The organism is Pseudomonas lini (assembly GCF_964063345.1).
Classification (GTDB): domain Bacteria; phylum Pseudomonadota; class Gammaproteobacteria; order Pseudomonadales; family Pseudomonadaceae; genus Aquipseudomonas; species Aquipseudomonas lini_B.
In genome coordinates, this window is the sequence record NZ_OZ061318.1 from 4,661,968 (window position 1) to 4,688,149 (window position 26,182).

A 26,182-nucleotide genomic window follows, 5' to 3' on the forward strand; every position below is an offset into this window, starting at 1 on the left:
TACTTCGCGATATACCAATATGATTTTGGTCTGATGGCCGTGTAAATCGGTATATCGGGTTATAACGATATGGATGTCGCAGTGTTAAGCTGCGCGCATGAACTATCTCGCACATCTGCACCTCGGTGGCCAGCGCCCCGGTCAAATGCTCGGCAGTCTGTATGGCGATTTCGTCAAAGGGCGGCTGCAAGGGCAGTTCGATCCGGAGATTGAAGCGGCCATTCAGTTGCATCGCAGCATCGACGTGTTTACCGACCGTCATCCGCTGGTGGACATCGCCTTGTCGCGGTTTTCCCTCACGCGCAGGCGTTACGCCGGGATCGTGCTCGATGTGTTTTTCGACCACTGCCTGGCGCGGGACTGGACGCTTTACTCGGATCAGCCACTGGAGCAGTTCACTTCGGACGTGTACAGGGTGCTGTCCACCGAGTCGCAATTGCCGGAGCGCTTGGCGATGATTGCGCCGCACATGGTGGCCAATGACTGGTTGGGGTCTTACCGGGAATTCGCGGTACTGGAGCAGGTACTGCGGGGGATTTCGCGCAGATTGACCCGGCCGGAGGAGTTAGCCGGGGCGATGCAGGAATTGCGACGATTGTATGAACCGTTGAGCGAGGATTTCCGGTTGTTCTATCCCGAGTTGCAGGACTTTGCCCAAAACTACCCAGCTACATAAATAACTGTAGGAGCGGGCTTGCCCGCGATGGCGGCTTAACATTCAACGGTAATGTTGAATGACATACCGCAATCGCGGGCAAGCCCGCTCCCACAGGGATTTGTGATTAAGCAGCAATAGCCGGGCGCATCGGGATTTGCTGCATTTCCGGAATCGCCCCAAACAACGCCTTCTGCACCGCCTGCTGCGCTTCGAACGCCAGCGCCGCGCGTTCCCGGTCCTGGCACTCGATCGGTTTGAGCAGATGAATTTCCACCTCACCCCGATCATTGGCGAACAAGCGCATCAGGTGCGACAGCAAATCATCATCGCCAATGAACGGTGCCAGGGCATCGAGTTCGCCATCGCGCAGATAACGAATCGCTACCGGTTGCAGCGCCACTTCGGAATCGATCGCCGCTGACAGCAAACGACCATGAAACGTACGCAGTGAGCGGCCATCGGTGGTGGTGCCTTCCGGGAACATCAGCAGCGGATGTTCCTGCTCCAGATGACGGGTCATTTGTTTACGGATCAACTGGCTGTCGCCCGACCCGCGACGGATAAACAGGCTGCCGGCCTTGGCCGCCAACCAGCCCGCCACCGGCCAGGTGCGCACTTCGGCCTTGGACAGGAACGACAGCGGCGTGAGCATGCCCAGCAGCGGAATGTCGGTCCAGGACACGTGATTGCTGACCCAGAGCATCGGCGCCTTCGGCAATTCACCGTGCACGGTCACACGAAAGGGCAGGGCATTGCTCAGCCGCGCCATGAAAAACCGCGACCAGCGCTGGCGACGGACCATCGAATGGGCAATCCCCAGTCGCTCGAATAATCCGAACACACTGGCCATGCTCAAGCCCAACGTCACCACCAAAAGCACTCGCGCAATTCGCGCGTACACCCGCAAGCGGCTCATTACACAGCCGCCTTGAAGTGCTTGGCATAACGCGGGCAGAGCTCGTCGCGCTTGAGCAGGATGAACACGTCGGCCACCTGGAAGTCTTCGTCCCAGCAGGGCTCGCCACAGATTTTCGCGCCCAGGCGCATGTAGGCCTTGAGCAGCGGCGGCATTTCGGCGATGACGTTGGACGGAATATCCAGCGTTGGTAGTGGTTTTTTCGGCTCGGCGCGCAGGTGTTCGGTGCACAAGTAGCGTTCGCGCAGGCGCTGCATGATCGCGTGGGCCTGAATGCCGCCGTCCTGCATCGGAATGCTCGCGCACCCCATCAAATAGCTGTAGCTGCCCTGGTTCAGCACTTCGGCCAGTTCACCCCAGAGCACGGCGATAGTGCCGCCGTTGCGGTAGGCCGGGTCGACGCAGGTGCGACCGATTTCCAGGATCGGACCTTTCAAATGGACCAGGCCATGCAGGCTGAATTCTTCTTCGCTATAGAACTTGCCAAGGCTGCTGGCGGCTGTGTGGTCGAGCAAACGGGTGGTCGCCACCAGGCGCCCGGTGTTCAAGTCACGCACGCCGATGTGGGCGCAGTGAACATCGTAGTCATCCATGTCCAGACCCAGCTCCGCGCCTTTCAGCCTGGCGTTGAATTCGCCGCTGAACACGTTGAAGCGCAAGGCCTGGGCTTCCTGCAACGCCTCGGCGCCCACCAGGCGTTCGGCTTGCAGGCGGCGTTCATTGCCGGTGTCGCTGATGCGGGCGATCTGAGTCATTGTGAGTCTCCGTACGGGCTGGCCACCCGTCTTGGGTTGCAGCCGATCGACTTTCTTTATGCAGCCGTGTTGTGCAAAGTCAGGCTATGTAGCCCCGGTGTCATCGCCATGAAGCTTTGGTGATGCTTATATGACAGCCCACAAGGAGCCTCTTATGCCCTGGCAAACCCTGTTGAAACGCCGCGATCGTCTGCCCGCCAACCCGGACCTGGGCGAAGGCTTTGCAGCCTTGTTGCAACAGTTGGGAGCGGTGTCGCCGTTCGAATTGGCGGTGGTCGGTGGACGGCTGATGGCGACACCGGGGCTGGCGTTTCTGGTGGGTTATCAGGCGGCGTTGCGCATGCTCTGGCCGAGCGCGCCGCTGAGCCTCGGCGCGTTGTGCGCGACTGAGCAGCGCAGCTTGCGAGTGGCAGACATGCAGACCCGGCTGCGCGATTTGCGCCTGAGCGGGCGCAAGGATTTCGTCACCGCCGGCGATGCCGCCGACTGGCTATTGGTCGCTGCTCGCAGTGAAGAACCCGGCGAAGTGCCGCGCTTGAACCTTGCGGTGGTTTACCCCGGCGAACCGGGTGTGCGTCTGGAAAAGCTCGCGCCGATGCCACTGATGCCAGACATAGGCCACGGCCGGCTGTTTCTCGACAACGCACTGTGTGAATTGCTGGCGGGGGATGGCTGGGACGCATACGTCAGACCGTTCCGCACTCTGGAAGACATCTATGTGCTGAGCGCCATGACCGCCTGGATGTACGGCGTGGGTCAAGACAGCGACTGGCCGCAAACCTTGCAACTGCGCTTGCTGGCGCTGCTGGCCGGATGTGCGGAAGTCAGCCGCCAGGCGCCGAACAATCCGGCCGGGCATGTGTTGCTGGGCGGGTTGTTTGCGCAGTTCGATGGGCTCAAGACTGAAGTGAATCAGGCCCTGGCCGATGGCCCGCCAGAATGGGCGGCGATGTGGCAGCGCGATCAGGCCGTAATGGACCTGGCGGCAGGGGCGCGGGGCAAGCGGTTGGCCAAGGCGTTGGCGGGATTGTTGTAAGGTTGGAGGGACCCTTCGCGGGCAAGCCCGCTCCCACATGATCTGCGCCGTACACAATATTTGCACACCAGAGATCCTTGTGGGAGCGGGCTTGCCCGCGATGGCGGCCTAATGGGCGACGCAAATCCCAGAACTGTCATCAACCTCGACTAGGCTCTGCAGGTTCATCCCTCCGAGCGCCCCCCATGTTCAAAGGCTTGTCCCTGATTGTCATGCTGTTGCTCAGCCTCGCGGCCCACGCTGAAAACTGGCCGGCCGAGCAATGGTCGCCCGGCCCGAAAGTCACCGGCCCGACACTTCAGGCCCTGGAAAACTACGCCTTCCCACCCCGCGACGATGCCACTCACCAAGGCATTCGCACCGATGCCTTGCTGGTGATCCGCGACGGCCAACTCGTCTACGAACGCTACGCCGGCCCGACCACTGCCCAAACGCTGCACCTGACCTGGTCGATCAGCAAAAGCCTGATGGCCACGGTACTCGGCGTCGCCTATGGCGAAGGGCTGTTCAAACTGCAGGACCCGGCGGTGAAGTTCTATCCACCGCTGGAAAAACACCCCGCCATGACCATGGCCGATCTGCTGCACTGGGCCTCGGGTCTGGACTGGCAGGAAGACTACGAATACGCACCATTGAAGTCCTCGGTGGTGGCCATGCTTTACACCCGTGGTCACCGCGACATGGCCGCGTTCACTGCCGACCACGACGAGTACGCCAAACCCGGTCAGGCATTCCGCTACTCCGGCGGCGACAGCAACCTGCTGTCCGCTGCGCTTAAAACCATCGTCGGCCCAGCCCGTTATCCTGATTATCCATGGACTGCGCTGTTCGAACCCTTGGGGATTCGCAGTGCGGTGTGGGAAACGGATGCCACGGGGACGTTTGTCGCATCGTCCTATGCCTACCTCACCGCCCGGGATCTGGCGCGGGTCGGCCTGTTAATGGCGCGTGACGGTCGTTGGCGTGAGCGGCAATTGCTGCCCAAGGATTGGGTCGACTTCAGTCGTGAGCCTTTCGCCCGCTATCAAGCCAACCAGGATGAAGCAGTGCCCGGCGGGCATTGGTGGCTCAATCGCGCGGTAGGTGACGCGACACAGCCTTGGCCCGATGCACCTGCCGACACCTTCGCCGCGCTGGGCCATTGGGGCCAGGCGATGTACGTGATTCCCAGCGAGAAGCTGGTGATCGTGCGCTATGGCGATGATCGCGATGGGAGTTATCGGCACAACGAATTGCTCAAACGTGCGCTCAAGGCGTTTGCCATGAAGGTGCAGCCATGAGCCATCACCGTTTTATTCGCCGTCGACCGTTCAGCACGCTGTTGCTGGTGCTGCTGATCGCCTTGCTTGGCTGGACCTGGCAGGAGCGGGTGGCGCTATGGGCTTTCCCGGACATCATCAGCGCCTACACCGCCAAGGAATACTGCTCGTGCCGTTATGTGATGAATAATTCGGCCGAGTATTGCCAGAGTTATGTGAAGCAGTATTTGCCCACCAGCGGGTTCGTCGATGACGCCGCGAACAAGCGGGTGACGGTTGGTGGTATGGGGCGTAGCAACAGCGCTGTTTGGGTTGGTGAACGCCAAGGCTGTCGCCTGCAACCCTGACAGTGGTCAGTTTTTTTGTGGCGAGGGAGCTTGCTCCCGCTCGGCTGCGAAGCAGTCGTAATGCCAGCGGCCGAGGTCTGACTGGAAGAACTCATCGTCTGATTTTGGGAGCGCTTCGCACTCCAGCGGGAGCAAGCTTCCTCGCCACAAAGTTGGGTCGCAGTAACAGAAAGTTTGCAACCTGCCTCAGGGCGGTTAAGGTTCGCTCAGGTTTATCTGCCCCCGAGTTTCTATGTTCAAGCGGTCCTTCTGCAAAACCCTCGCTTTCCTGCTGCTGGCCGGTGTCACCGTGTCGGCCCAGGCCAATTGGTATCTGGATGGCGAGTCCTCGCGGCTGTCGTTCATCAGCACTAAAAACGCCAACATCTCCGAAGTGCAGCGCTTTCTGGTGCTGCACGGCAAGGTCGATCCCAAGGGCCTGGCGCAGGTGGAGGTTGAAATGGAGTCGGTCAACAGCGGCATTCCGTTGCGCGACGAACGCATGCGCAAGGAGCTGTTCGAGATCCAGACGTTTCCCGAAGCGCTGATCACCACGCAAATCGATCTGCGGCCGATCAACGACCTGGCGCCGGGTGCGCAACTGGAGCTGCGTTTGCCGCTGACCGTCAACCTGCACGGCAAACAACACCAATACAACGCCGAACTGCTGGCGACCCGATTGGATGACCGGCGCTTTCAAGTGGTGACCCTTGAGCCTTTGGTGATCAGCGCTGAGGATTTCGACCTGGCCCCGGGCCTGGAAAGCTTGCGCAAGGTGGCCGGTTTGTCGGCCATCAGTCTGTCGGTGCCGGTGGGTGCGGTGCTGATTTTCACGGCGCGCTGAGATGCGCGGCGCAATTTTCCCGTGGCGTGAAGGCAATCGCTTTGAACTGCTGATCGACGGCCCGCAGTTTTTTCCGCGAATGCTGGTGGCCATTGCCCGCGCCGAAGAACAAGTCGAACTGGAACTGTACCTGGTGGAGGCGGGCGCCTGCGCCGAGGCCATGGTTCAGGCGCTGGTCCAGGCTGCCGAACGCGGCGTGCGGGTGCGCTGCCTGTTCGATGACTACGGCAGCCTGGCCTTTACCCTGACCTTGCGTAAGCGCTTGATGGCCGCCGGTGTCGAGTTGCGTTTCTACAATCGCCTGAGCTGGCGCCGTTGGGTGGGCAACTTTTATCGCGATCACCGCAAGCTGTTGCTCGTGGATCAATGCCTGGCGGTAGTCGGCGGCACCGGGGTCACCGATGAGTTCTGGACGCCAGGCGAAGACACCAGCGAATGGCACGAAGTGATGGTGGAAATCAACGGCCCGCTGGTACTCGACTGGCAGTTGCTGTTCGACCGCCAATGGATCGCCAACCGCCATCGGCGTGCCTGGAAACCCACTGCGCACTTCGGTTTGCCGCGCTTGCCGCGAGTGCCGGCCATGGGCGAGGGCATGGGCCGGGTCGCCTATGCCGACGCCCGCCAACACCGCGATATTTTGCAGTCGCTGGTTCGCGCGCTGAACAGTGGCCAACGCCGAATCTGGCTGGCCACGCCGTATTTCCTGCCGACCTGGAAAGTCCGTCGCTCACTGCGCCGGGCGGCGGCTCGTGGCCTGGATGTGCGCCTGCTGCTGACCGGGCCGCGCACCGATCACCCGTCGGTGCGCTACGCCGGACATCGCTACTACCCGCGTCTGCTCAGGGCCGGGGTGAAAATCTTCGAATACCAGCCGTGTTTCTTGCACCTGAAAATGGTGTTGGTCGATGACTGGGTGAGCATTGGTTCGTGCAACTTCGATCACTGGAATTTGCGTTTCAATCTGGAAGCCAACCTCGAAGCGCTGGACCCCGGACTGACCCGGGCGGTGGCGGCGAGTTTCGAGAATGATTTTGCCTTGAGCCAGGAAGTCAGCCTCGAAGCATGGAAGCGCCGACCGTTGTGGCGGCGGGTCAAGCAGAGGGTATGGGGATGGGTGGATCGACTGGTGGTGAACTTGCTGGATCGGCGAGGATAGTCGTCACACTACAAAACACTGTGGGAGCGGGCTTGCCCGCGATGGCGGCCTCACATTCGACATAGATGTTGAATGTTATGGCCTCATCGCGGGCAAGCCCGCTCCCACAGGTACATGCAGTGGTTGAGGGATTACAGCAACTCAAAGCTCTGCTGCGTCACGTCCTGGGAGTCCAGGCCGATCTGCACGTTGAACTTGCCCGGTTCCGCGGCGTACTTGAGTTGGGCGTTGTAGAACTTCAGGTCATCCTCGGTGATGGTGAAGTGCACGACTTTCTGTTCGCCGGCCTTGACCAATACTTTCTGGAAGTTCTTCAGTTCCTTGACCGGGCGGATCATCGAACCGGTCACGTCCTGGATGTACAGCTGCACCACGGTTTCGCCGTCACGCTTGCCGGTGTTCTTCACCACGACGCTGGCGTCGAGCTTGCCGGTCTTGTTCAGTGTGGTCGACGACAGCGCCATATCAGTCAGGCTGAACTGGGTGTAGCTCAGGCCGAAGCCGAACGGGAACAGCGGCCCGGTGGTGTCTTCGAAATACTGCGAGGTGTAGTTGCCCGGTTTGCCCGGAGTGAACGGCCGGCCAATGCTCAGGTGGTTGTAGTAGGTCGGAATCTGACCCACCGAGCGCGGGACGGTGATCGGCAGTTTGCCCGACGGGTTGTAGTCGCCGAACAGCACGTCAGCGATAGCGTTGCCGCCTTCGGTGCCGCTGAACCAGGTTTCCAGAATCGCGTCAGCCTGCTCGTTCTCTTCGAGAATCGACAGCGGACGGCCATTCATCAACACCAGCACCAGCGGTTTGCCGGTGGCTTTCAACGCCTTGATCAGCTCGCGCTGGGCAGCCGGGATGTTCAGGTCGGTGCGGCTCGACGATTCGTGGGACATGCCACGGGATTCGCCCACCGCTGCCACCACCACGTCCGCTTGCTTGGCAGCCTTGACCGCTTCATCGATCAACACATTGGCCGAGCGCGGATCATCCACCACTTCCGGCGCGTCGAAGTTGAGGAAGTTCAGGTAATCGAGGATTTTCTTGTCGCTGGTGATGTTCGCGCCACGGGCATAGATCAGCGTCGACTGCGCGCCAAGCGCACTGGTCATGCCGTCGAACAAGGTCACCGATTGCTCGGGACGGCCAGCAGCGGCCCAACTGCCCATCATGTCGATCGGCGCCTTGGCCAGTGGACCGACCAAAGCGATTTTCGCGGTTTTCTTCAGCGGCAGGGTGTCGCCCTGGTTCTTCAGCAACACCAGGCTGCGGCGTGCTACATCACGGGCCTCGGCGCGGTGCAGGCGGCTTTCGGCGTAGGTGTCGGCCGGGTCATCCTCGGCCTTGCCGATGCGCAGGTACGGGTCCTTGAACAGGCCCATGTCGTACTTGGCGGCGAGCACTTCGCGCACGGCGTTGTCGATGTCTTTCTGTTCGATCTCACCGGCCTTCAACAGCCCTGGCAATTCCTTGCCATAGAGGGTGTCGTTCATGCTCATGTCGATGCCGGCCTTGATTGCCAGCTTCGCGGCTTCGCGACCGTCAGCGGCGACACCGTGCTTGATCAGCTCGAAAATCGCCCCGTGATCACTGACCGCCAGGCCTTTGAAGCCCCATTCCTTGCGCAGCAGGTCGTTCATCAGCCAGGTGTTGGCGGTGGCCGGCACGCCGTTGATCGAGTTCAACGCAACCATCACCCCGCCGGCACCGGCGTCAATGGCGGCGCGGTACGGTGGCAGGTAATCCTGGTACATCTTGACCGGGCTCATGTCGACGACGTTGTAGTCGCGACCGCCCTCGACCGCGCCGTACAAGGCAAAATGCTTGACGCTGGCCATGATGCTGTCGGCCGCGTTCGCGCCGGTGCCCTGGAAGGCCTTGACCATTACACCGGCGATCCGCGAAACCAGGTAGGTGTCTTCGCCGAAGCCTTCGGACGTGCGGCCCCAGCGTGGATCGCGGGAGATATCGACCATTGGCGCGAAGGTGATGTCGAGGCTGTCAGCCGCCGCTTCCTGGGCGGCAATGCGCCCGGAGCGACCGATGGCGTCCATGTCCCAGCTCGAGGCCAGGGCCAGCGGAATCGGGAAAATGGTGCGGTGGCCGTGGATCACGTCATAGGCGAAGAACATCGGGATCTTCAACCGGCTGCGCATGGCCGCGTCCTGCATCGGACGGTTTTCGGCGCGAGTGATCGAGTTGAAGGTGCCGCCGATATTGCCGGCAGCGATCTCCTTGCGGATCATCTCCCGCGGCATTTCCGGGCCGATGCTGATCAGGCGTAACTGGCCGATCTTTTCATCGAGGGTCATTTGCTTCATCAGGTGGCTGATGAAGGCGTCCTTGTTCTCTATAGGTGCGGGCGTCGTGGCGGCCAATACGGTATGACTGGCCAGGCTGACGAACAGGCCCAGCAAACACAGCTTCTTCATGAATGGTTTTCTCATAAGCCAAAACGGCAGTGAATACACGCCGGTCAGCCAAAATTTTGGGAGCGACTATTGTTGTTCAGGTAAATGCAGAGACACTTGCGCAGTGTGTCTGCGCAGGGCCATCTTTTAGCCCATTGGCTCGATGCAATCCAGTAGCGGCGCAGATTATGCCCCAAGAGCCGGGTTCAGGGTTCGCAGGTTGTTTCATCAACGGAATAAGCAAGGGAGCATCAACCCGATGAATGTACGACATCACTATCGGTCGAGCCTGCAGGTTGCAGCCTTGATGTGGCTGACAGCACTGCTGGCCGGCTGCGGCATCAACAATATCCCGACCCTGGACGAACAAGCCAAGGGCGCCTGGGGCCAGGTGCAGAACCAGTACCAGCGTCGCGCCGACCTGATTCCCAATCTAGTGGAAACCGTCAAGGGTTATGCCCGGCATGAGCAAGAAACCCTGACTGCGGTGATCGAAGCCCGCGCCAAGGCGACGTCGATTCAGGTGGATGCCAGCACGCTGGACAATCCGGAAAAACTCAAACAATACGAGCAGGCGCAGAATCAGCTGACCGGCGCGTTGAGTCGGTTGATGGTGGTGTCCGAGCGCTACCCGGACCTCAAGGCCAACCAGAACTTCCTGGCGCTGCAATCGCAACTTGAAGGCACCGAGAACCGCATCGCCGTGGCGCGTCGCGACTTCATCCTGGCGGTGCAGAAATACAATACCGAGCTTCGCACCTTTCCCGGTCGCCTGTGGCACACCGTGATGTACAGCGATCTGCCAATCCGCGAAACCTTCGAGGCCACCAGCCCCGGCGCCGAAAAAGCGCCTGAAGTGAAGTTCCAGTAAGCGCCGGAACGGGCTTGAAGCGTCACCAAGGATGAGGTTGCCAATGCGCGTGTTGAAAGTGGGCCTGGTGCTGATGTTCTGGGTGTTTGCCCTGACGGCCCAGGCCGAGTTGAAGTTCCCGGAATTGACCGGGCGGGTGGTGGACAACGCCCAGATGATCGAGCCTGCGGTGCGCGAGCAGCTTGTTCAGCAGCTTAACGCCCATGAAAAAACCACCGGCGAGCAATTGGTGGTGGTGACGTTGCCGGACTTGCAGGGCACCGACATCGCGGATTTCGGTTATCAGCTGGGACGCTACTGGGGCATCGGCCAGAAGGACAAGAACAACGGTGCGTTGCTGATCGTCGCGCGTGCCGAGCGCAAGCTGCGGATCGAAGTCGGTTATGGCCTGGAAGGTCGCCTGACCGATGCGCAAAGTTCGGTGATCATCAATCAGGTGATCACGCCCGCATTCAAGGCCGGCAACTTCAGTAAAGGCATCAGCGATGGCGTCGCGGCGATGCTGGTGGTGCTGGGCGGCAATCCGCTGGATGAACCGTCGACGGTGTATGAACCGCGTGGTGATCAGGAGAGCGATTTCGTTGGGCGGCACCCGGGGTTGTTCGTGTTTCTGGTGTTGCTGTTTATCCTGACGATCTTCATCGGCCAGATGTTCGGTATTCTGCCAAGCGGAGGAGGCCGTGGCGGCTCGGGAGGCGGTTTCGGCGGCGGAGGTTTTGGCGGCGGTGGCGGCGGGGGCTTCAGCGGCGGCGGGGGCAGTTTCGGGGGCGGCGGTTCATCGGGCGGCTGGTGATAACACTGCAGGTAAAAACAACAATAGCGAGCAGGCATTCATAAACATGGCATTACTGACTGAACACGAACAACGCAAAGTCGCCGAGGCAATTGCCCGGGTCGAGCGCGACACCGACGCCGAACTGGTGACGGTGCTGGCGGCCCGCGCCGACGATTACGCGTATATCCCGCTGCTCTGGGCCAGTCTGCTGGCGCTGGTGGTGCCGGGTATCGTGCATTACCTGACGGGCTGGCTGACCCTGCACAGCCTGTTGCTGGTGCAATGGCTCAGTTTCATCGTGTTGTGCCTGGCGTTCCGGATTCCGAAAGTCACCACGCGCCTGATCCCGCGCTCGGTGCGTCATTGGCGCGCGTCGAACCTGGCGCGCCGGCAGTTCCTGGAGCAAAACCTGCACCACACGGTGGGCAGCACCGGCATGCTGATTTTCGTCTCCGAGGCCGAGCGCTATGTGGAGATTCTGGTGGATGAAGGGATTTCCAAACGGCTGGACAACAAAAACTGGGACGCGATTGTGGCGGCGTTTACGCAGCAGGTGAAACAGGGGCAGACATTGCAGGGGTTTGTGACGTGCATCGAGGCGTGCGGCGAGTTGCTCAAGGTGCATGTGCCGGTGACCCATGTGCGCAATGAATTGCCGAATCGGTTGGTGGTGTTGAGCTAAATCAAAAGATCGCAGCCTTCGGCAGCTCCTACATGCTTTTGTGGCGAGGGAGCTTGCTCCCGCTGGGCTGCGAAGCAGCCCCAAAATCGGTAAACGCACCCTGTCAGATAAACCACGTTGTCTGCTTTGCGACTGCTGCGCAGCCGAGCGGGAGCAAGCTCCCTCGCCACAGAATATTTGCCGTTTGGCAAATAACAGTGTTCCTGAACTCCATCCCCCCTAAAATACCCACCATTCCCGATTCGCACCGCCCGAGGCCGTTTTTTCCATGTCTGTCACCGCCACTCCCGCCAGCCTCGCGCCGGATCACCACGCCCAGTTCATCGACCTGCTGCAAACCAGCCTCGACCAGAACGCCTTCATCAAACTGGTGCTGGCCAAGTACGTCGGTATAGAGGCGGATTTGCAGCGGCTGATCATCAAGCAACTGACGGTCAAGGATCAGCCATGCCTGTCCTTCGTCTACCGCTACAAGACCCGCGACATCACCAAAAACCTGCCGCTTGCCGACGGTGTGGCGACCATCGCCGCACTGTTGCCGGCCTCGTTCAAAAACGCGCATTTACTGTCATTGACCGACGAAGCCCAGCTCGAATACAGCAAAAAGGGCAAATCTTCGCTGTTCAAGAGCAAACCTCAGCAATTGCGTGAAGTGCCGTCCGCCGAGCACAACCGCGAGAAGAACCGTTTCCTTGACCTGAGCCGGCCGTTTCTCAAAGACCTTGGCGTGACCAACGCGCAGCATGAGCTGATCCCGGCGATGTCACGCAAGTGGAAGCAGATCAACAAGTTCATCGAAGTCTTCAGCCATGCGCTGACCTCGTCGCCGCTGGCGCTGGACAAACCGGTGCGGGTGGCGGATTTCGGTTCGGGCAAGGGCTACCTGACGTTCGCGATCCACGACTACTTGCGCAACACCTTGAAGGCCGAAGGCGAAGTGACTGGCGTCGAGCTGCGCGAAGACATGGTCAACCTGTGCAACACCGCCGCTGCGAAGCTGGAGCATCCGGGGCTGGTGTTCAAATGCGGTGACGTGCGCAGCGTCGCGCCGAGCGAGCTGGACGTGATGATCGCCCTGCATGCCTGCGACATCGCCACCGACTATGCAATTCACACCGGCATTCGTTCCGGCGCTTCGATCATCATGTGCTCGCCGTGCTGCCACAAACAGATCCGCCTGCAGATCCAGAGCCCGGCGCTGCTCAAGCCGATGTTGCAATACGGCCTGCACTTGGGCCAGCAGGCGGAAATGGTTACCGACAGTTTGCGTGCACTGTTCCTGGAAGCCTGTGGTTACGAGACCAAGGTCTTTGAGTTCATCTCACTGGACCACACCAACAAGAACAAGATGATCCTGGCGGTCAAACGCGCCGAGCCGGTGGACCCGGCTCAGCTGTTGGTGAAGATTCAGGAACTGAAGGACTTCTACCACATCAGCGAACATTGCCTGGAAACCCTGCTACGGGCTGACGGCCTTCTCTAAACCTGTGGGAGCGGGCTTGCTCGCGAAAGCGGTTTGACATTCAACATCTTCGTTGAATATTAAGCCCCCTTCGCGAGCAAGTCGGATCGCCGCACCGCCGCTCCCACATTTGGTTTGATTGCGGTCTTGCGCCCCAACATCACCGTCACGATCACCCCGGCCGCAAACAGCCAGGTAATCGGCTCGACATGTTCACCGAAGAACAACGCCGAAAACGCGATGGTGAAGAAGATCTGCAGCAGCTGGATCTGACTGACCCGGGCAATGCCGCCCATGGCCAACCCGGCGTACCAGGCAAAGAACCCGATGAACTGCGAAAACAGCGAGACGTAACTAAACGCCCACCAGGTTTTGGCTGAAATCTCGCCCTGATGTTGCAGCGCCAGATACACCACCGGCCCGATCAGCAGCGGCGTCGACAACACCAGCGCCCAGCAGATCACCTGCCAGCCGCCCATCTCCTTGGCCAACCGGCCACCTTCGGCATAACCCAACCCACCCACGGCAATCGCGCCGAGCATCAGCAAATCACCGGCCTGAATACTGCCCGCGCCGCTGATCAGCGCATAACCGAGCACCAACGCACTGCCCAACGCGGCGCAGGCCCAGAAGGCTTTTGACGGACGCTCATGGGACAGCCATGCGGCATACAGCGCCACACACAGCGGTTGCAAGCCGTTGACCAGTGCGCCATGGGAGGCGGGTAGCGTCTGCATGGCCCAGGCCGACAGCACCGGGAAGCCGAGGATGACCCCGGCGATCACCAGCGTCAGGCCCTTGACCTGTTTCCACGTAGGCCATTTTTCACGGTGCCACAGCAATAAAAGCGCTGCCGGAATCGCCGCGAACAGCGCCCGGCCAAGGCCGTTGAGCAGCGGATGAAGTTCCTGCACGACGATCCGTGTGAAGGGCAGGGTCAGGCTGAAGATAACGACGCCGAGCAGGCCGAGGGCCATGCCAGTGTTTTCGCGCGAGGACATGATGGGTGACCAGAATTCAGGATGGCGGGAAGTTTCTTTATCTAGCCATAAACCGCAGGCGTTGCTCTGTTACAGATAGGCGCAGAGTTATCCGTACAGTTTGAGGACGCCATCGCGGGCAAGCCACGCTCCCACAGGTTTTGCACTGACCGCAAGATCGATACAGGACCTGTGGGAGCGTGGCTTGCCCGCGATGAACGATAACGCGGTCCATCAGGTAGTAACTGGTTATTACCCACCCCGCCGGATAAGGACTACCTTGAATACTCCTGCATGCCCACGCATTTTCCAGAGGAGTCCTCCCCATGGCGGCTAAAAAAATTCTGATGCTGGTCGGCGATTACGTCGAAGACTACGAAGTGATGGTGCCGTTCCAGGCGCTGCTGATGGTCGGCCATACGGTACACGCCGTTTGCCCGGACAAAACCGCCGGCCAGACCGTGCGCACAGCGATCCATGACTTCGAAGGCGACCAGACCTACAGCGAAAAACCCGGTCACCTGTTTGCCCTGAACTTCGATTTCGCCAAGGTAGACGCCGCGGACTACGACGCGCTGCTGGTGCCGGGCGGTCGTGCGCCGGAGTACCTGCGCCTGAACGAAAAAGTCCTGGACCTGGTGCGAGCGTTCGACAAGGCCGGCAAACCGATCGCCGCCGTGTGTCACGGTGCGCAACTGTTGGCGGCGGCAGGCATTCTTGAAGGTCGCGAGTGCAGCGCCTATCCAGCATGTGCTCCGGAAGTGCGCCTGGCTGGCGGTACGTTCATCGATATCCCGGTGACGGAAGGTCACGTTCAAGGCAATCTGGCCACTGCACCGGCCTGGCCGGCACACCCGAGCTGGCTGGCCGGTTTCCTCGGGTTGCTTGGCACCAAAATCACGCTGTAACGAGGGACGTTTCCATGTGCGAGCTCTACGTCAAGGCCGATCCGATTCTCTACGAGTCGCGTTCCCGCTCGCTGCGCATCTGCGGGGTGGTGACCACCCTGCGGCTGGAGAATCAGTTCTGGGACATCCTCAGCGAAATCGCCGAGGTCGACGGCATGACCACCAATCAGTTGATCGCCAAGCTGTATGAAGAGGTGATGGACTACCGCGGCGAAGTGGTGAATTTCGCCTCGTTCTTGCGGGTCAGCTGCATGCGCTACCTGAGTCAGCGTCGGGTGCAGGCGCCGGAGTTGTCGGTGGTGCGGGCGATGGTGAAGTAGAACGGTTTTGTTTAGACCTTACCGGCCTCTTCGCGGGCAAGCCTCGCTCCTACAGGATTTCGGTTGACCGCAGTTTTGCGACCGGCCCAATCCATTGACCGCGAATTCGCGATCGTCCCAAAACCTGTAGGAGCGAGGCTCGCCCGCGAAGGGGCCGGTACAGGCGACAGAAATCCTGACTTGGTCTTTACTCTGAAGCGCGGATCCTCTCAATCGCCAAGGAGAAAAAGCATGTCTGGATGGTACGAAGTGAGCAAAACCAGCAACGGTCAATTCAGGTTTGTATTGAAAGCGGCCAATGCCGAAACCATTCTGACCAGTGAGCTGTATACCTCTCGCGGTGCGGCCGATAGCGGTATCGCCTCGGTTCAGGCCAACAGCCCGCTGGACGAACGCTACGAGAAAAAAACCACCAAGGACGGTCATCCTTACTTCAACCTCAAGGCTGCCAACCATCAGGTCATCGGCAGCAGCGAATCCTACTCATCGGATGCCGCGAGGGATAAAGGCATCGCCAGCGTTAAAGCCAACGGCCCGACCACGGTGATCAAGGACAAAACCTTGCCGGTACTCTAAACACACCGCTTGATAAGTCCAATACAAAGCCAGTGTGGGAGTGGCGGTGCGACGATTCGACTTGCTCGCGAAAGCGGTCTGACATTCAGCATCTTCGTTGAATGTTAAGTCCCCTTCGCGAGCAAGCCCACTCCCACATAGGTTCGGCGGCGTTTACAAATCCCTGTGGGAGCGGCGGTGCGACGATTCGACTTGCCCGCGAAGGGGCCGGCCTCGGCGCTACTAAACTTCGACCGGTACGGTCAGCTTGGGGCTACCGAGCGCATGCGTCTTCGAATCAAAAAAACGCAGCTCTACCCCCGTCCCCTCAAACACCTTCGCGTAATGCCGCTTCTGATGCTGGATGAATGCCTTGCTGCGCGGGTAAATCGAGATCGCCACTGTCTTCGGCTTTGCCTGGCGCAATGCATGAATGATGTGACTGTCCTGCTCGCCAAGGGCGTGACCGAAGATGCACAACCCATCGCCATGGCCCAGTAACTGGTCGTAGCAAAACGACAGGTAATCCGAGCTGCGAATGGTCTTGAGCTTGTCCTGGGTCGGACCTTCATTGACGAACAGCGGTACATCGTCGAGGGTCTTGATCGTATTGTTGATGGCGAAACTGCCCAGCAACGTACCCTCGGTCGACATCAATTTACGCGCCGTACCGTCCTGATTACGCACCAGATGCAGGCCGCCGTGCAGATACAGCAGCCGGGTTTTATCTGTTGCGGTGAGACTCAGATCAAAACGCGGTTCGGTGCCCTGAAACAGATCGGTAATAGCGTCAGGCCGGTGCTGGACCGCCCAATAGTTGAGCAAGTCATAATTGGTGGTGAACACCGTTCGATAGCTGCCCAGCTCCTGATTGATCGTCGCCAGCGTCGAGGGCACCACCAACCGCCAAGGGATGTGCACCGCATGCACGGTGTTGATCAGCGCTTCCTTGATCGCGTAATAGCGATTGCGCGGCGCGGCAGAGCTGACGGCCAACGCCTTGTTGACCCGGCTGGTGGTTTTCAGCGCCCCAAGCACTTGTTCGAAACTGCGCGTCTGCATCGCGTCGAACACGCTCAGTTCGGATTGGCTCAGAGGCTTCTCTTCGACCGTGCGGGCGTTTTCGAACAGCGAGTCATAGCCGAAGTCGTCCCATACCGCACGACTGGCACCGTTACCCACCAGCAGGCCGCCGAAAGAGGCGGTGGTGCGCAAGGCGTTCCAGTCTTCAAGTTGGGCATCGACATCCTGGAAATCGGTCATTGCGTTCGTTGTCTCAAAGCAAAAGGTCTGATGGACGGCGACTTTATCACGCCCCGGCCTTGAGCCAGATCAAGTTACCGCACGACTAATGGGTCGATCCTGTGCGCACCCGCCGGATCGGTGCTGTTGATTCGGCTTCAGCCAGGAGACTCGCGCATGAGCAGTACGTTTTTCATCCCCGCTGTGAACATCATGGGCACCGGTTGCCTCGACGAAGCCATGGACGCCATTCGCAAGTATGGTTTTCGCAAGGCGCTGATCGTCACCGACACCGGATTGGCCAAGGCTGGCGTGGCGACGATGATTGCCGAGAAACTGGCGATCCAGGACATCGACTCGGTGATCTTCGACGGCGCGAAGCCGAATCCGAGCATCGCCAATGTCGAACTTGGCCTGGGCCTGCTCAAGGAAAGTCGCTGTGATTTCGTGGTGTCTCTGGGCGGCGGTTCGCCTCACGACTGCGCCAAGGGCATCGCCTTGTGCGCCACAAACGGTGGGACGATTCGTGACTATGAAGGTGTCGATCAGTCGGCCAAACCGCAACTGCCGCTGATCGCGATCAACACCACCGCCGGCACTGCCAGCGAAATGACCCGTTTTTGCATCATCACCGACGAATCCCGTCACGTGAAAATGGCCATCGTCGATCGCAACGTCACGCCACTGCTGTCAGTCAACGATCCGGCGCTGATGGTCGCCATGCCCAAGGGCCTGACTGCCGCCACTGGCATGGACGCTCTGACCCACGCCATCGAAGCCTACGTCTCCACGGCGGCCAATCCGATTACCGATGCCTGTGCACTGAAAGCCATCACGTTAATCAGCAATAACCTGCGCCTGGCCGTACGCGACGGCAGTGACATGGTCGCGCGGGAAAACATGGCTTACGCGCAATTCATGGCGGGTATGGCGTTCAACAACGCGTCCCTTGGCTACGTTCACGCGATGGCTCACCAGTTAGGTGGGTTCTACGACTTGCCCCATGGTGTGTGCAACGCGGTGCTGCTGCCTCATGTGCAAAGTTTCAACGCGCTGGTGTGCGCCGACCGCCTGACCGATGTTGCCCGCGCGATGGGCGCCGACGTTCGCGGGTTCAGCCCGGAGGAGGGCGCTCAGGCAGCGATCGCGGCCATTCGCAACCTGGCCAGGGATGTGGAGATTCCCGGCGGTTTGCGCGAGCTCGGTGCCAAGCTCAACGACATCCCGGTGCTTGCCAGCAATGCCATGAAAGACGCCTGTGGACTGACCAATCCACGGAAGGCAGATCAGCGGCAGATCGAGGAGATTTTCCGCAGCGCGTTTTAAGTGGTTCGACGGCCGGGCGCGAACATTACGCAAAGCAGCGCGCCCACGGCCAGCAAGGTGCATAACAGCGACAATGGCCATGCCTGCTGGCTCGCTATCAGGCTGGCGATACCGCCGATAATGGCGGCCATCAGTTGGTGAATGAAACCGCTCAATGCCATCGCATAAGCGCCGCCGACTGGCGAACCTTCGTTGGCCAGGGACAGGCTGATCGGGTAATTCAGCGATTGGCCAAACACCGCAAAACAATAGGGCAACCAGAACAGCAGCGCTATCGACGTACCGGCGATGCTACCCAGCAACATGACTGCGCTGCCGGCCAGTACCAGCCCAACGCCTGCTGTGATCAGCTGGCGCTGACCGATGCGCAACACAAAGCGATTGACCGCCACAGCCCCGAGAAAATAGGCCGCGCTGATTGGCCAACCCAACAATCCGTATTCCACTGACGACCAGTTGAAGGGGCCTTGCAGAATCAACGGCGCCGCGGTGTTGAATGCGACGATCACCCCGTACCCCAAGCCGCCGACAAGGGCCGGCAACAGGAAGGCCCGATGACCCAGAATGTGCCAGTAACTCGTCCAGGCGGATGACAGTGTGTTTTCTGCTGCCAGCACCGGGAACGTGACCCGCGCCACCACCACCGCCATCAACAGGCTCACGCCACCCAACAAGTAGAAGATCATCGGCCAACCCAGCGCCACTTGGATAATCGACCCCAGGTATTGGCCGATACCCAGCGCCACCACAAAGGAAATCGATATCCAGGACAATGCCTTGGCCAGCAGGTCGCCGCGAAAACTGTCGCGGATCAGCACCCGGGCCATGACCGAAATTCCGCTGGCGCCTACACCCTGAATCAGTCGAAAAATCAGGAACGATTCAAGCGTCTGGCCCAGGGGCAGGGCCAGGTTACCCACCCCATAGATACCGAGTGCCGCGAGCAGCACCGGTTTGCGGCCAATGCGCTGACCGAGGCTGCCCCAGAACAGCATCGGCAACGCCATGCCGATCAGATACACCGCCAGCCCCCATGAAACCTGCGAAGCATCGGCGGTTAAATCCCGGGCAATTTCCGGCAGCGCCGACAGATAAATGCTCATACCCAATTGAGCGAGAAAAACCGTGCAGCAGGTGATGAGGAGGGTGGTGCTGCTCTTCATTTGATCTTCCCTGAGTTTCAGCTGCCGATGTCCCGGCCGTGAGTGCGTAAAAGCTCGCTGATGAGTTCGCAGAAATGGCGTATCAGCGTCGTCTCCATGTCGGCGCGTAACATGATTCTGATGGCTGCCTTGCCTTGTGCGACCATCGGGGAAAACACTGCCGAAGTGAAAAAAACCTGGCGGATATTAACGTAAAGCTTTTCCTTCAACGCGACGCAATTCCAGAGTGCGGTGAACTGCCCTGAAGTGTTGTCGGGCAATTGGATGGCGGGGACGAAACGAAACCGGGCTATCCTGCCGACTCAGTCGAACCGAAATCATCGAGCCCTCCCATGCTGCAAAAAAGCCTGATCCGCCGCCTCGACCTGATCACTCTCCAACTGTTCGTGGCCGTCCATGAAGAGGGCACCTTGACCCGTGCCGCCGCTCGCGAAGCGATCGCGGTGTCGGCGGCCAGCAAGCGCTTGATGGAGTTGGAGGAGGCGTTTGGTATCAGCCTGTTCGTGCGCCAGGCCAAGGGCATGACCCTGACGCCGGCCGGAGAAACCCTGCTGCACCACGCCCGGCAGATGCTGTTCAACGTCGAGAAAATGGGCCTCGAACTGGGCGAGCATAGCCATGGTGTACGGGGTTATGTGCGGATGCTTGCCAACCTGTCGGCGATCATTCAGTTCCTGCCTGAAGACTTGAGAGACTTTTCCGAGCGCCATCCGCAGGTCAAGACCGACCTCGAAGAACGCCCCAGCAGTGGGGTGATTCAGGGCGTGCTCGATGGCGTGGCGGACCTCGGGATTTGCTCCAGCGACAGTGACGTCAAAGGTCTGCACAGTGTTCTTTATCGCCGGGACAAACTGATGGTGCTGATGCCGGCCGATCATCCGCTGGCGAGTCGTTCGACCCTGGCGTTTGCCGACACGCTGGGCAGCGATTATGTCGGCTTGCATGCCGCCAGTTCCATCAACATGCGCACCCATGCGGCCGCGCGCAAGGCTGGGAAGGTGCTGAGGCTGCGGATTCATGTGCCGGGGTTCGACGCCATGTGCCGGATGGTCCAGGCCAACATGGGCATCGGCATCCTGCCGCAAAAGGCTTACGAACTGTTTGGCCGGGCGTTGGGTTTGCACGCGGTGCCGCTGACGGATGACTGGTCGGATCGTGCATTGATTCTGGTGGTGCGTGATGAAGCGAGACTGTCGCCGGTGAGCCGGATGTTGTTTGAGCAGTTGCGCGGGGTGGTCTGAACATTCTCGATTGGATGTGCGGGCCTCATCGCGGGCAAGCCCGCTCCCACATTGATCTGCGGCGTTCACAAATCCCTGTGGGAGCGGGCTTGCCCGCGATGGCTGACCTTAGGTCGTGGTGAACTCGCCATGCATTCGCGTTTCGCGAATGGTCGTTGCCAACTGAAGATTGGATTCCTTGCCCCTCGGTCCTCTAGCCTTGGCTCATATTCCAAGAACAAGAGGTACCCACGCGATGACTGCCCCCTTGAGTGCAATCAAAGTGATCGAGATCGGCACCCTGATCGCCGCGCCGTTCGCGGCGCGCATACTCGCCGAGTTCGGCGCCGAAGTAATCAAGATTGAAGCCATGGGCCAGGGCGATCCCCTGCGCAAATGGCGCAAGCTGCACGAAGGCACTTCGCTGTGGTGGTACCTGCAATCGCGAAACAAGAAGTCCCTGGCGCTGAATCTGAAATCCCCCGAAGGCATCGAACTGGTCAAGCTACTGGCGACCGACGCCGATGTGCTGATCGAAAACCTGCGCCCCGGTACCCTGGAAAAACTTGGCTTGGGCTGGGACGTGTTGCATGCCCTCAATCCCAATCTGACGCTGGTGCGTATTTCCGGTTATGGCCAGACCGGCCCGTACCGTGATCGTCCGGGTTTCGGTGCAATCGGCGAGGCCATGGGCGGGATTCGCTACACCACCGGCACCCCCGGTTCACCGCCGGCTCGGGTTGGTGTCAGCCTCGGCGATTCGCTGGCTTCGCTGCATGCGGTGATCGGCGCCTTGATGTCGCTGCTGCGAGTCAAGACCGGGCAGGGTGGCGGGCAAGTGGTGGATGTGTCTTTGGCCGAAAGCGTGTTCAACGTGATGGAAAGTCTGGTGCCGGAATACGACATGCTGGGCCATGTTCGTGAGCGCAGCGGCGGGGCATTGCCGGGCATCGCGCCGTCCAATACTTACCTGACGGCTGACGGTGCCTATGTGGTGATCGCCGGCAACAGTGACCCGATCTATAAGCGCCTGATGGCGGTGATCGGTCGGGTCGATCTGGCCGAAGCGCCGGAGTTTGCGCATAACGATGGCCGAGCCGCCAAAAGTAATGTGCTCGACGCCGCCATCACTCACTGGACCAGCAGCCTGCCCATCGATGAGGTGTTGTTTGCACTGGAAGCTGCGGAAGTCCCGGCCGGACGCATCTACTCGGTAGCCGACATTGTTGCCGATCCGCATTACCAGGCACGGGGCATGTTGCTCAGCGCCAAACTGCCCGGCGGCGCCACGGTGAAGATGCCGGGCATCGTGCCGAAAATGTCCGAGACCCCCGGCGGCGTGAACTGGTCGGGACCGAGTCTGGGTCAGCACACCGACGGCATCCTCGCGGGGCTGGGCCTGACTGACCAGGACATCGAACGGCTGAAAGCTGAGGGGGTGGTGCAATGATTACCGATTATTCCGAGACGCTGATCGTTCAGGAAGTCTCCCCTCGTGACGGCTTGCAGATCGAGCCGACCTGGGTCGAAACCGTCGACAAGATTGCGCTGATCGATCAGTTGTCGCTGGCGGGGTTCAGCCGTATCGAAGCAGGCTCGTTCGTTTCGCCCAAGGCCATTCCAGCGCTGCGTGATGGCGAGCAAGTGTTCAAGGGCATCGCACGACGGCCGGGCGTGATCTATGTCGCATTGATCCCCAACCTCAAAGGCGCACAACGAGCGTTGGACTCGGGGGCTGATGAGCTGAACCTGGTGATGTCCGCCAGCCAGACCCACAACCTGGCGAATATGCGGATGAGCTGCGAGGCGTCATTGGCGGCGTTTGGCGAAATCGTCGAATTCGTTCGCGGCACGCAGGTGCGGCTCAACGGCAGCATCGCCACGACCTTCGGTTGCCCGTTCGAAGGCAGGATCGATGAGGACCGAGTGCTGCAGATCGTCGACGCCTATCAAGAACTCGGGATCCAAGGCATTACCTTGGCCGACACCACCGGCATGGCTAATCCACGTCAGGTCGATCGGCTGGTGCGCAGAGTCTTGCAGGGGGTTTCGCCGGCGGATCTGACCCTGCATTTTCACAACACTCGCGGCCTCGGTCTGTGCAACGTACTGGCCGCCTACGAGGCCGGTGCCCGACGCTTCGACGCGGCCCTCGGCGGTCTTGGCGGTTGCCCGTTTGCGCCGGGTGCTTCGGGCAATATCTGCACTGAAGACCTGGTCAACCTGTGCGATGAAATCGGTATTCACACCGGCATCGATCTGCCGTTGTTGCTGAAGTTGTCCCGAGGGTTACCGGAGTTGTTGGGCCACGAAGTGCCCGGGCAACTTGCCAAGGCCGGACGCAATTGCGACCTGCACCCGACACCTTCCTGAATCCATCACGAATCCTGTGGGAGCGGGCTTGCCCGCGATGACTGAGTCACATCCAAGAGAGATGTCGACTGGTGCACCGCAATCGCGGGCAAGCCCGCTCCCACAAAAAAGCGTCCACAAGACCATCTCAACCAGACAACAAAAACAATCGGGACTCCCTCGTGAAGTCCATCTGGAGAAATACTATGAGCCTCAATGTACTGGAGGCGGGCGCGAGCCCGTCCGTTAGCCACGATGCCGAAAAAGCCCTGGTCCGCAAAGTCGCCTGGCGACTGATGCCGCTGATCATGGTTTGCTATCTGTTCGCGTTTTTCGACCGCATCAACATCAGCTTTGCCAAGTTCCAGTTGCAGACCGACCTGAGCCTGAGCGACACCGCTTATGGCCTCGGCGCCGGGCTGTTTGTGGTCGGTTACGTGATCTTCGAAGTGCCGAGCAACATGATGCTCTACAAGGTCGGGGCGCGGCGCTGGATCGCCCGGATCATGATGTCTTGGGGTATCGCCACCGCGGCCATGGTCTTCGTCAACAGCGAATGGCAGTTCTACGCTCTGCGCTTTGTGATCGGTGCGATGGAAGCGGGTTTCGCGCCGGGCGTGCTGTACTACCTGACGCTGTGGTTCCCGCAGCACTACCGCGGGCGCATCACCTCGATGCTGTTTCTCGCGTCGGCGTTTGCCGGGCTGGTTGGCGCACCGTTCTCCGGGCTGGTGCTGCAACACCTGGATGGCGTCCTTGATATGCGCGGCTGGCATTGGCTGTTTCTGCTCGGTGGCGTGCCTTGCATCGGCCTCGGTTTGTTGGTGCTGACCTTGCTCAAGGACCGCATCGAAGACGCCCATTGGCTGACGTCGTCGGAGAAGACACTGCTCGCCAGCCGTATCGCTCACCACGAACCCCACAAGAGCGGAGGTTCCTTGCTGGCTGCGCTGCGAATTCCAGGTTTCCTGATGCTGGGGTTGATCTACTTTCTGATTCAAGTAGCGTCTTACGGCCTGAATTTCTGGGCACCGCAACTGATCCGCAGTGCCGGCACCGAGAGTCCGGTGATGATCGGTTTGTTGACCGCCATCCCCTACATCTGCGGCGCCATCAGCATGGTGGTGATCGGGCGGTTGTCCGATGCCACCGGCGAGCGGCGTAAGTTTGTTGCAGGTCTGGTGGCGGTGGGCGCGGTGGGGTTCTTCAGCGCAGGGATCTTCGCTAACCACACGACTTTCCTGATTGTCGCTCTGGGGTTGCTCGGTGCCGGAATCATCGCCTCGATCCCCAGCTTCTGGACCCTGCCGCCAAAACTGCTGGCCGGTGCGGGCGCAGGTGCCGCTGGCGGGATCGCGGTGATCAACACCCTCGGCCAGTTCGGTGGGATCGTCAGCCCGGTCATGGTCGGGCGAATCAAGGACCTGACCGGCAGCACCACCCCGGCCCTGTACGTCATCGGCGTTGCCGCGCTGATCGCCGCTGCGTTGTTGCTGTGGGGGTTGCCGCAGAAGCTGCGTACGCTCGATAAGTTCTGAAATCTGCGGTGCCGGACCGGACGCCATCGCGAGCAGGCTCGCTCCCATATTGACTGCGTCGGGCACAGGATTTGTGTCCGACGCCAACCCTTGTGGGAGCGAGCCTGCTCGCGATGACTGACTCACAGCCAACAAACCCCCAGCGGCTATACGCTCAAGGACGTTTAAGTTGTACGCTCCGGTCGGACCCAGCCTCAAAGGTTACTTAACCCATGCTAACCGGCCTCAACCACCTGACCCTCGCCGTCACCGACCTGAACCGCAGCGTGGCGTTCTATCAAGATCTGCTGCAACTCCAGCTAGAAACCACGTGGGACACCGGCGCCTATCTCTCATTACCCGGTCTGTGGCTGTGCCTTTCTCTCGATCCGCTACGCGAATCCACGCCCGCCGCTGACTACACCCATTACGCCTTCAGTATTGGCGCTACGGACTTCCCGTTGTTCGTCGAACGCCTGCGATCTGCCAACGTGCAGGAATGGCGGGACAACCGCAGCGAAGGCTCGTCGTTCTATTTTCTTGATCCGGACGGGCACAAGCTTGAGGCGCATGTCGGGGATATGGCGTCGCGGCTAGCGGCGTGTCGGCAACGGCCGTATGCGGGGATGAAGTTCTTCGACGATCGTTAAGTCGATGCTCGAGGTCCTGGGATAGACTTGCGTCCATTCATCCGGCGTTTCAACAGGAATTCCCATGACTCCATCGCTGCTAATGGCCGTTCTTGCCTCGGGCTTCATTTATGGCATCACGCCGGGGCCGGGTGTGCTGGCGGTGTTTGGCATCGGCGCGGCGCGCGGGCGGCGGGCCGGAGCGGGGTTTCTGTGCGGGCATTTGCTGGGCGACGTGGTCTGGTGCAGTACGGCGCTGATCGCGATTGTCGGTGCGCGGGAAATCGGCAGCACCGCGTTCGATGTGCTGGGCGTATTCAGTGGGCTGTACCTGTTCTGGCTGGGCCTGCGGGCGGTTCGGGCTCGCCGCGGCAGTGCCGAAGCTCCTCAAGGCCCGGCGCGGCAGCCGTTCTGGCACGGCATCATGTTCGGTTTGACCAACCCCAAGGCATATCCGGTGGCGGTGGCGACCTTTACTGCGCTGCTGTCCAGCCGTGCAGAATTGCTGCATTGGTCGATGCTGCCATGGTTGATCGTCTTGAGCTTCATTGGTGGCCTTATGGCCTACGCTATCCTCATAGGCATCGTCGGTGCGCGTCAGGTGCGCACGTTGTATCAGCGCCATGAACTGGCGATTACCCGGTTGTGCGGGGTAATGTTCATCGGTTTTGCCATCAATGCCCTGGTGCATGCGCTGCCGGGGCTGGTGACGAACAAGGCTTGAGGCTGATCGCAGGGAAGCGTCAGCTGCACAGTCATCGCTCGGGCGTATGACCGGTCAGGGAGGGTTGTTCAATGTTGCATTGTCCGGACACGCTCTCGGCA

At 60.1% G+C, this 26,182-nt stretch carries 26 protein-coding genes and 1 pseudogene; 20 read left to right on the forward strand and 7 right to left on the reverse strand.

The genetic code is table 11. From position 1 onward, the window contains the following. Positions 1-97 precede the first annotated feature (97 nt). Positions 98-676, forward strand: a complete 579-nt coding sequence (locus tag AB3226_RS21040) for an ACP phosphodiesterase (RefSeq protein WP_367374455.1) — start codon at positions 98-100, stop codon at positions 674-676. Between the two features lie 106 nt (positions 677-782). Here AB3226_RS21040 and AB3226_RS21045 read toward each other — a convergent pair whose 3' ends face one another. Both AB3226_RS21045 and olsB read right to left on the reverse strand, forming a co-directional pair. Next, a complete protein-coding gene (locus AB3226_RS21045) occupies positions 783-1,574 on the reverse strand; it encodes a lysophospholipid acyltransferase family protein (RefSeq protein WP_367374456.1) in 792 nt (263 codons plus the stop codon). Next, positions 1,574-2,329, reverse strand: a complete 756-nt coding sequence (gene olsB, locus AB3226_RS21050) for an L-ornithine N(alpha)-acyltransferase (RefSeq protein WP_367374457.1) — start codon at positions 2,327-2,329, stop codon at positions 1,574-1,576. Before olsB ends, AB3226_RS21045 begins: the two co-directional genes overlap by 1 nt. Positions 2,330-2,483: 154 nt before the next feature. Here olsB and AB3226_RS21055 point away from each other — a divergent pair, with 154 nt between their 5' ends. The 5 genes from AB3226_RS21055 to AB3226_RS21075 all read left to right on the forward strand — a co-directional run bounded on the left by AB3226_RS21055 (position 2,484) and on the right by AB3226_RS21075 (position 6,953). Next, a complete protein-coding gene (locus AB3226_RS21055; protein ID WP_367374458.1) occupies positions 2,484-3,365 on the forward strand; it encodes an acyl-CoA dehydrogenase in 882 nt (293 codons plus the stop codon). Between the two features lie 185 nt (positions 3,366-3,550). Continuing rightward, entirely contained in the window at positions 3,551-4,645 is a 1,095-nt protein-coding gene (locus AB3226_RS21060) for a serine hydrolase domain-containing protein (protein ID WP_367374459.1), read from the forward strand. Next, positions 4,642-4,971: an amidase gene (locus AB3226_RS21065; RefSeq protein WP_367374460.1), complete on the forward strand. Its 330-nt coding sequence runs from the start codon at positions 4,642-4,644 to the stop codon at positions 4,969-4,971. The genes AB3226_RS21060 and AB3226_RS21065 overlap by 4 nt, the downstream gene beginning before the upstream one ends. A 232-nt stretch (positions 4,972-5,203) precedes the next feature. Beyond that, positions 5,204-5,794 (forward strand): YceI family protein, encoded by a 591-nt coding sequence (locus AB3226_RS21070; protein ID WP_367374461.1) that lies wholly within the window; start codon positions 5,204-5,206, stop codon positions 5,792-5,794. A 1-nt stretch (position 5,795) separates the two neighbouring features. Beyond that, positions 5,796-6,953: a phosphatidylserine/phosphatidylglycerophosphate/cardiolipin synthase family protein gene (locus tag AB3226_RS21075; protein ID WP_367374462.1), complete on the forward strand. Its 1,158-nt coding sequence runs from the start codon at positions 5,796-5,798 to the stop codon at positions 6,951-6,953. A gap of 131 nt (positions 6,954-7,084) precedes the next feature. Here AB3226_RS21075 and bglX read toward each other — a convergent pair whose 3' ends face one another. Further along, the gene (bglX, locus tag AB3226_RS21080) at positions 7,085-9,376 is read right to left on the reverse strand and encodes a beta-glucosidase BglX (RefSeq protein ID WP_367374463.1); all 2,292 of its coding nucleotides are present in this window, start codon (positions 9,374-9,376) and stop codon (positions 7,085-7,087) included. A 238-nt stretch (positions 9,377-9,614) separates the two neighbouring features. On the opposite strand from bglX, the gene AB3226_RS21085 reads away from it, so the two are divergent. The 4 genes from AB3226_RS21085 to AB3226_RS21100 all read left to right on the forward strand — a co-directional run bounded on the left by AB3226_RS21085 (position 9,615) and on the right by AB3226_RS21100 (position 13,166). Then, complete coding sequence (locus AB3226_RS21085) at positions 9,615-10,226, forward strand: LemA family protein (protein ID WP_367374464.1); 612 nt, start codon at positions 9,615-9,617, stop codon at positions 10,224-10,226. A 43-nt stretch (positions 10,227-10,269) separates the two neighbouring features. After that, a complete protein-coding gene (locus tag AB3226_RS21090; protein ID WP_367374465.1) occupies positions 10,270-11,019 on the forward strand; it encodes a YgcG family protein in 750 nt (249 codons plus the stop codon). A gap of 46 nt (positions 11,020-11,065) precedes the next feature. Beyond that, positions 11,066-11,683 carry a TPM domain-containing protein gene (locus tag AB3226_RS21095; protein ID WP_367374466.1) on the forward strand — a complete coding sequence of 206 codons (618 nt, stop codon included), beginning with the start codon at positions 11,066-11,068 and terminating at the stop codon, positions 11,681-11,683. A gap of 268 nt (positions 11,684-11,951) precedes the next feature. Beyond that, a complete protein-coding gene (locus tag AB3226_RS21100; RefSeq protein WP_367374467.1) occupies positions 11,952-13,166 on the forward strand; it encodes an SAM-dependent methyltransferase in 1,215 nt (404 codons plus the stop codon). A 59-nt stretch (positions 13,167-13,225) separates the two neighbouring features. Here the strand turns inward: AB3226_RS21100 and AB3226_RS21105 are convergent, their stop codons facing one another. Continuing rightward, the gene (locus AB3226_RS21105) at positions 13,226-14,146 is read right to left on the reverse strand and encodes a DMT family transporter (protein ID WP_367374468.1); all 921 of its coding nucleotides are present in this window, start codon (positions 14,144-14,146) and stop codon (positions 13,226-13,228) included. 305 nt (positions 14,147-14,451) lie between these two features. On the opposite strand from AB3226_RS21105, the gene AB3226_RS21110 reads away from it, so the two are divergent. The 3 genes from AB3226_RS21110 (at position 14,452) to AB3226_RS21120 (ending at position 15,929) form a co-directional block, all read left to right on the forward strand. Then, positions 14,452-15,033, forward strand: a complete 582-nt coding sequence (locus AB3226_RS21110) for a DJ-1/PfpI family protein (RefSeq protein ID WP_095051422.1) — start codon at positions 14,452-14,454, stop codon at positions 15,031-15,033. A 14-nt stretch (positions 15,034-15,047) separates the two neighbouring features. Next, complete coding sequence (locus AB3226_RS21115) at positions 15,048-15,353, forward strand: ribbon-helix-helix domain-containing protein (RefSeq protein WP_367374469.1); 306 nt, start codon at positions 15,048-15,050, stop codon at positions 15,351-15,353. Positions 15,354-15,584: 231 nt separating this feature from the next. Next, positions 15,585-15,929 carry a YegP family protein gene (locus AB3226_RS21120; RefSeq protein WP_367374470.1) on the forward strand — a complete coding sequence of 115 codons (345 nt, stop codon included), beginning with the start codon at positions 15,585-15,587 and terminating at the stop codon, positions 15,927-15,929. Between the two features lie 222 nt (positions 15,930-16,151). On the opposite strand, the gene AB3226_RS21125 is transcribed toward AB3226_RS21120, so the two are convergent. Beyond that, positions 16,152-17,171 (reverse strand): DUF4917 family protein, encoded by a 1,020-nt coding sequence (locus tag AB3226_RS21125; protein WP_367374471.1) that lies wholly within the window; start codon positions 17,169-17,171, stop codon positions 16,152-16,154. A gap of 156 nt (positions 17,172-17,327) precedes the next feature. Between AB3226_RS21125 and yiaY the strand changes: the two genes are divergently transcribed. Further along, positions 17,328-18,476: an L-threonine dehydrogenase gene (gene yiaY, locus AB3226_RS21130; protein ID WP_367374472.1), complete on the forward strand. Its 1,149-nt coding sequence runs from the start codon at positions 17,328-17,330 to the stop codon at positions 18,474-18,476. Here the strand turns inward: yiaY and AB3226_RS21135 are convergent. Both AB3226_RS21135 and AB3226_RS21140 read right to left on the reverse strand, forming a co-directional pair. Beyond that, complete coding sequence (locus AB3226_RS21135) at positions 18,473-19,639, reverse strand: multidrug effflux MFS transporter (protein WP_367374473.1); 1,167 nt, start codon at positions 19,637-19,639, stop codon at positions 18,473-18,475. The two genes, yiaY and AB3226_RS21135, sit on opposite strands and share 4 nt — an antisense overlap. Positions 19,640-19,656: 17 nt before the next feature. Further along, positions 19,657-19,812, reverse strand: a pseudogene (locus AB3226_RS21140) (2-amino-3-ketobutyrate CoA ligase); the annotation flags it as partial. Between the two features lie 159 nt (positions 19,813-19,971). On the opposite strand from AB3226_RS21140, the gene AB3226_RS21145 reads away from it, so the two are divergent. The 6 genes from AB3226_RS21145 (at position 19,972) to AB3226_RS21170 (ending at position 26,081) form a co-directional block, all read left to right on the forward strand. Beyond that, positions 19,972-20,880 (forward strand): LysR family transcriptional regulator, encoded by a 909-nt coding sequence (locus AB3226_RS21145; RefSeq protein ID WP_367374474.1) that lies wholly within the window; start codon positions 19,972-19,974, stop codon positions 20,878-20,880. Between the two features lie 235 nt (positions 20,881-21,115). Continuing rightward, positions 21,116-22,309: a CaiB/BaiF CoA transferase family protein gene (locus AB3226_RS21150; protein WP_367374475.1), complete on the forward strand. Its 1,194-nt coding sequence runs from the start codon at positions 21,116-21,118 to the stop codon at positions 22,307-22,309. Continuing rightward, the gene (locus AB3226_RS21155) at positions 22,306-23,232 is read left to right on the forward strand and encodes a hydroxymethylglutaryl-CoA lyase (protein ID WP_367374476.1); all 927 of its coding nucleotides are present in this window, start codon (positions 22,306-22,308) and stop codon (positions 23,230-23,232) included. Before AB3226_RS21150 ends, AB3226_RS21155 begins: the two co-directional genes overlap by 4 nt. A 185-nt stretch (positions 23,233-23,417) precedes the next feature. Further along, positions 23,418-24,749, forward strand: coding sequence for an MFS transporter (locus AB3226_RS21160; RefSeq protein ID WP_367374477.1), 1,332 nt, complete (start codon positions 23,418-23,420; stop codon positions 24,747-24,749). A 212-nt stretch (positions 24,750-24,961) separates the two neighbouring features. After that, positions 24,962-25,378, forward strand: coding sequence for a fosfomycin resistance glutathione transferase (gene fos / locus AB3226_RS21165; protein ID WP_367374478.1), 417 nt, complete (start codon positions 24,962-24,964; stop codon positions 25,376-25,378). 64 nt (positions 25,379-25,442) lie between these two features. Next, positions 25,443-26,081: a LysE family translocator gene (locus AB3226_RS21170; protein ID WP_052964797.1), complete on the forward strand. Its 639-nt coding sequence runs from the start codon at positions 25,443-25,445 to the stop codon at positions 26,079-26,081. Positions 26,082-26,182 lie beyond the last annotated feature (101 nt).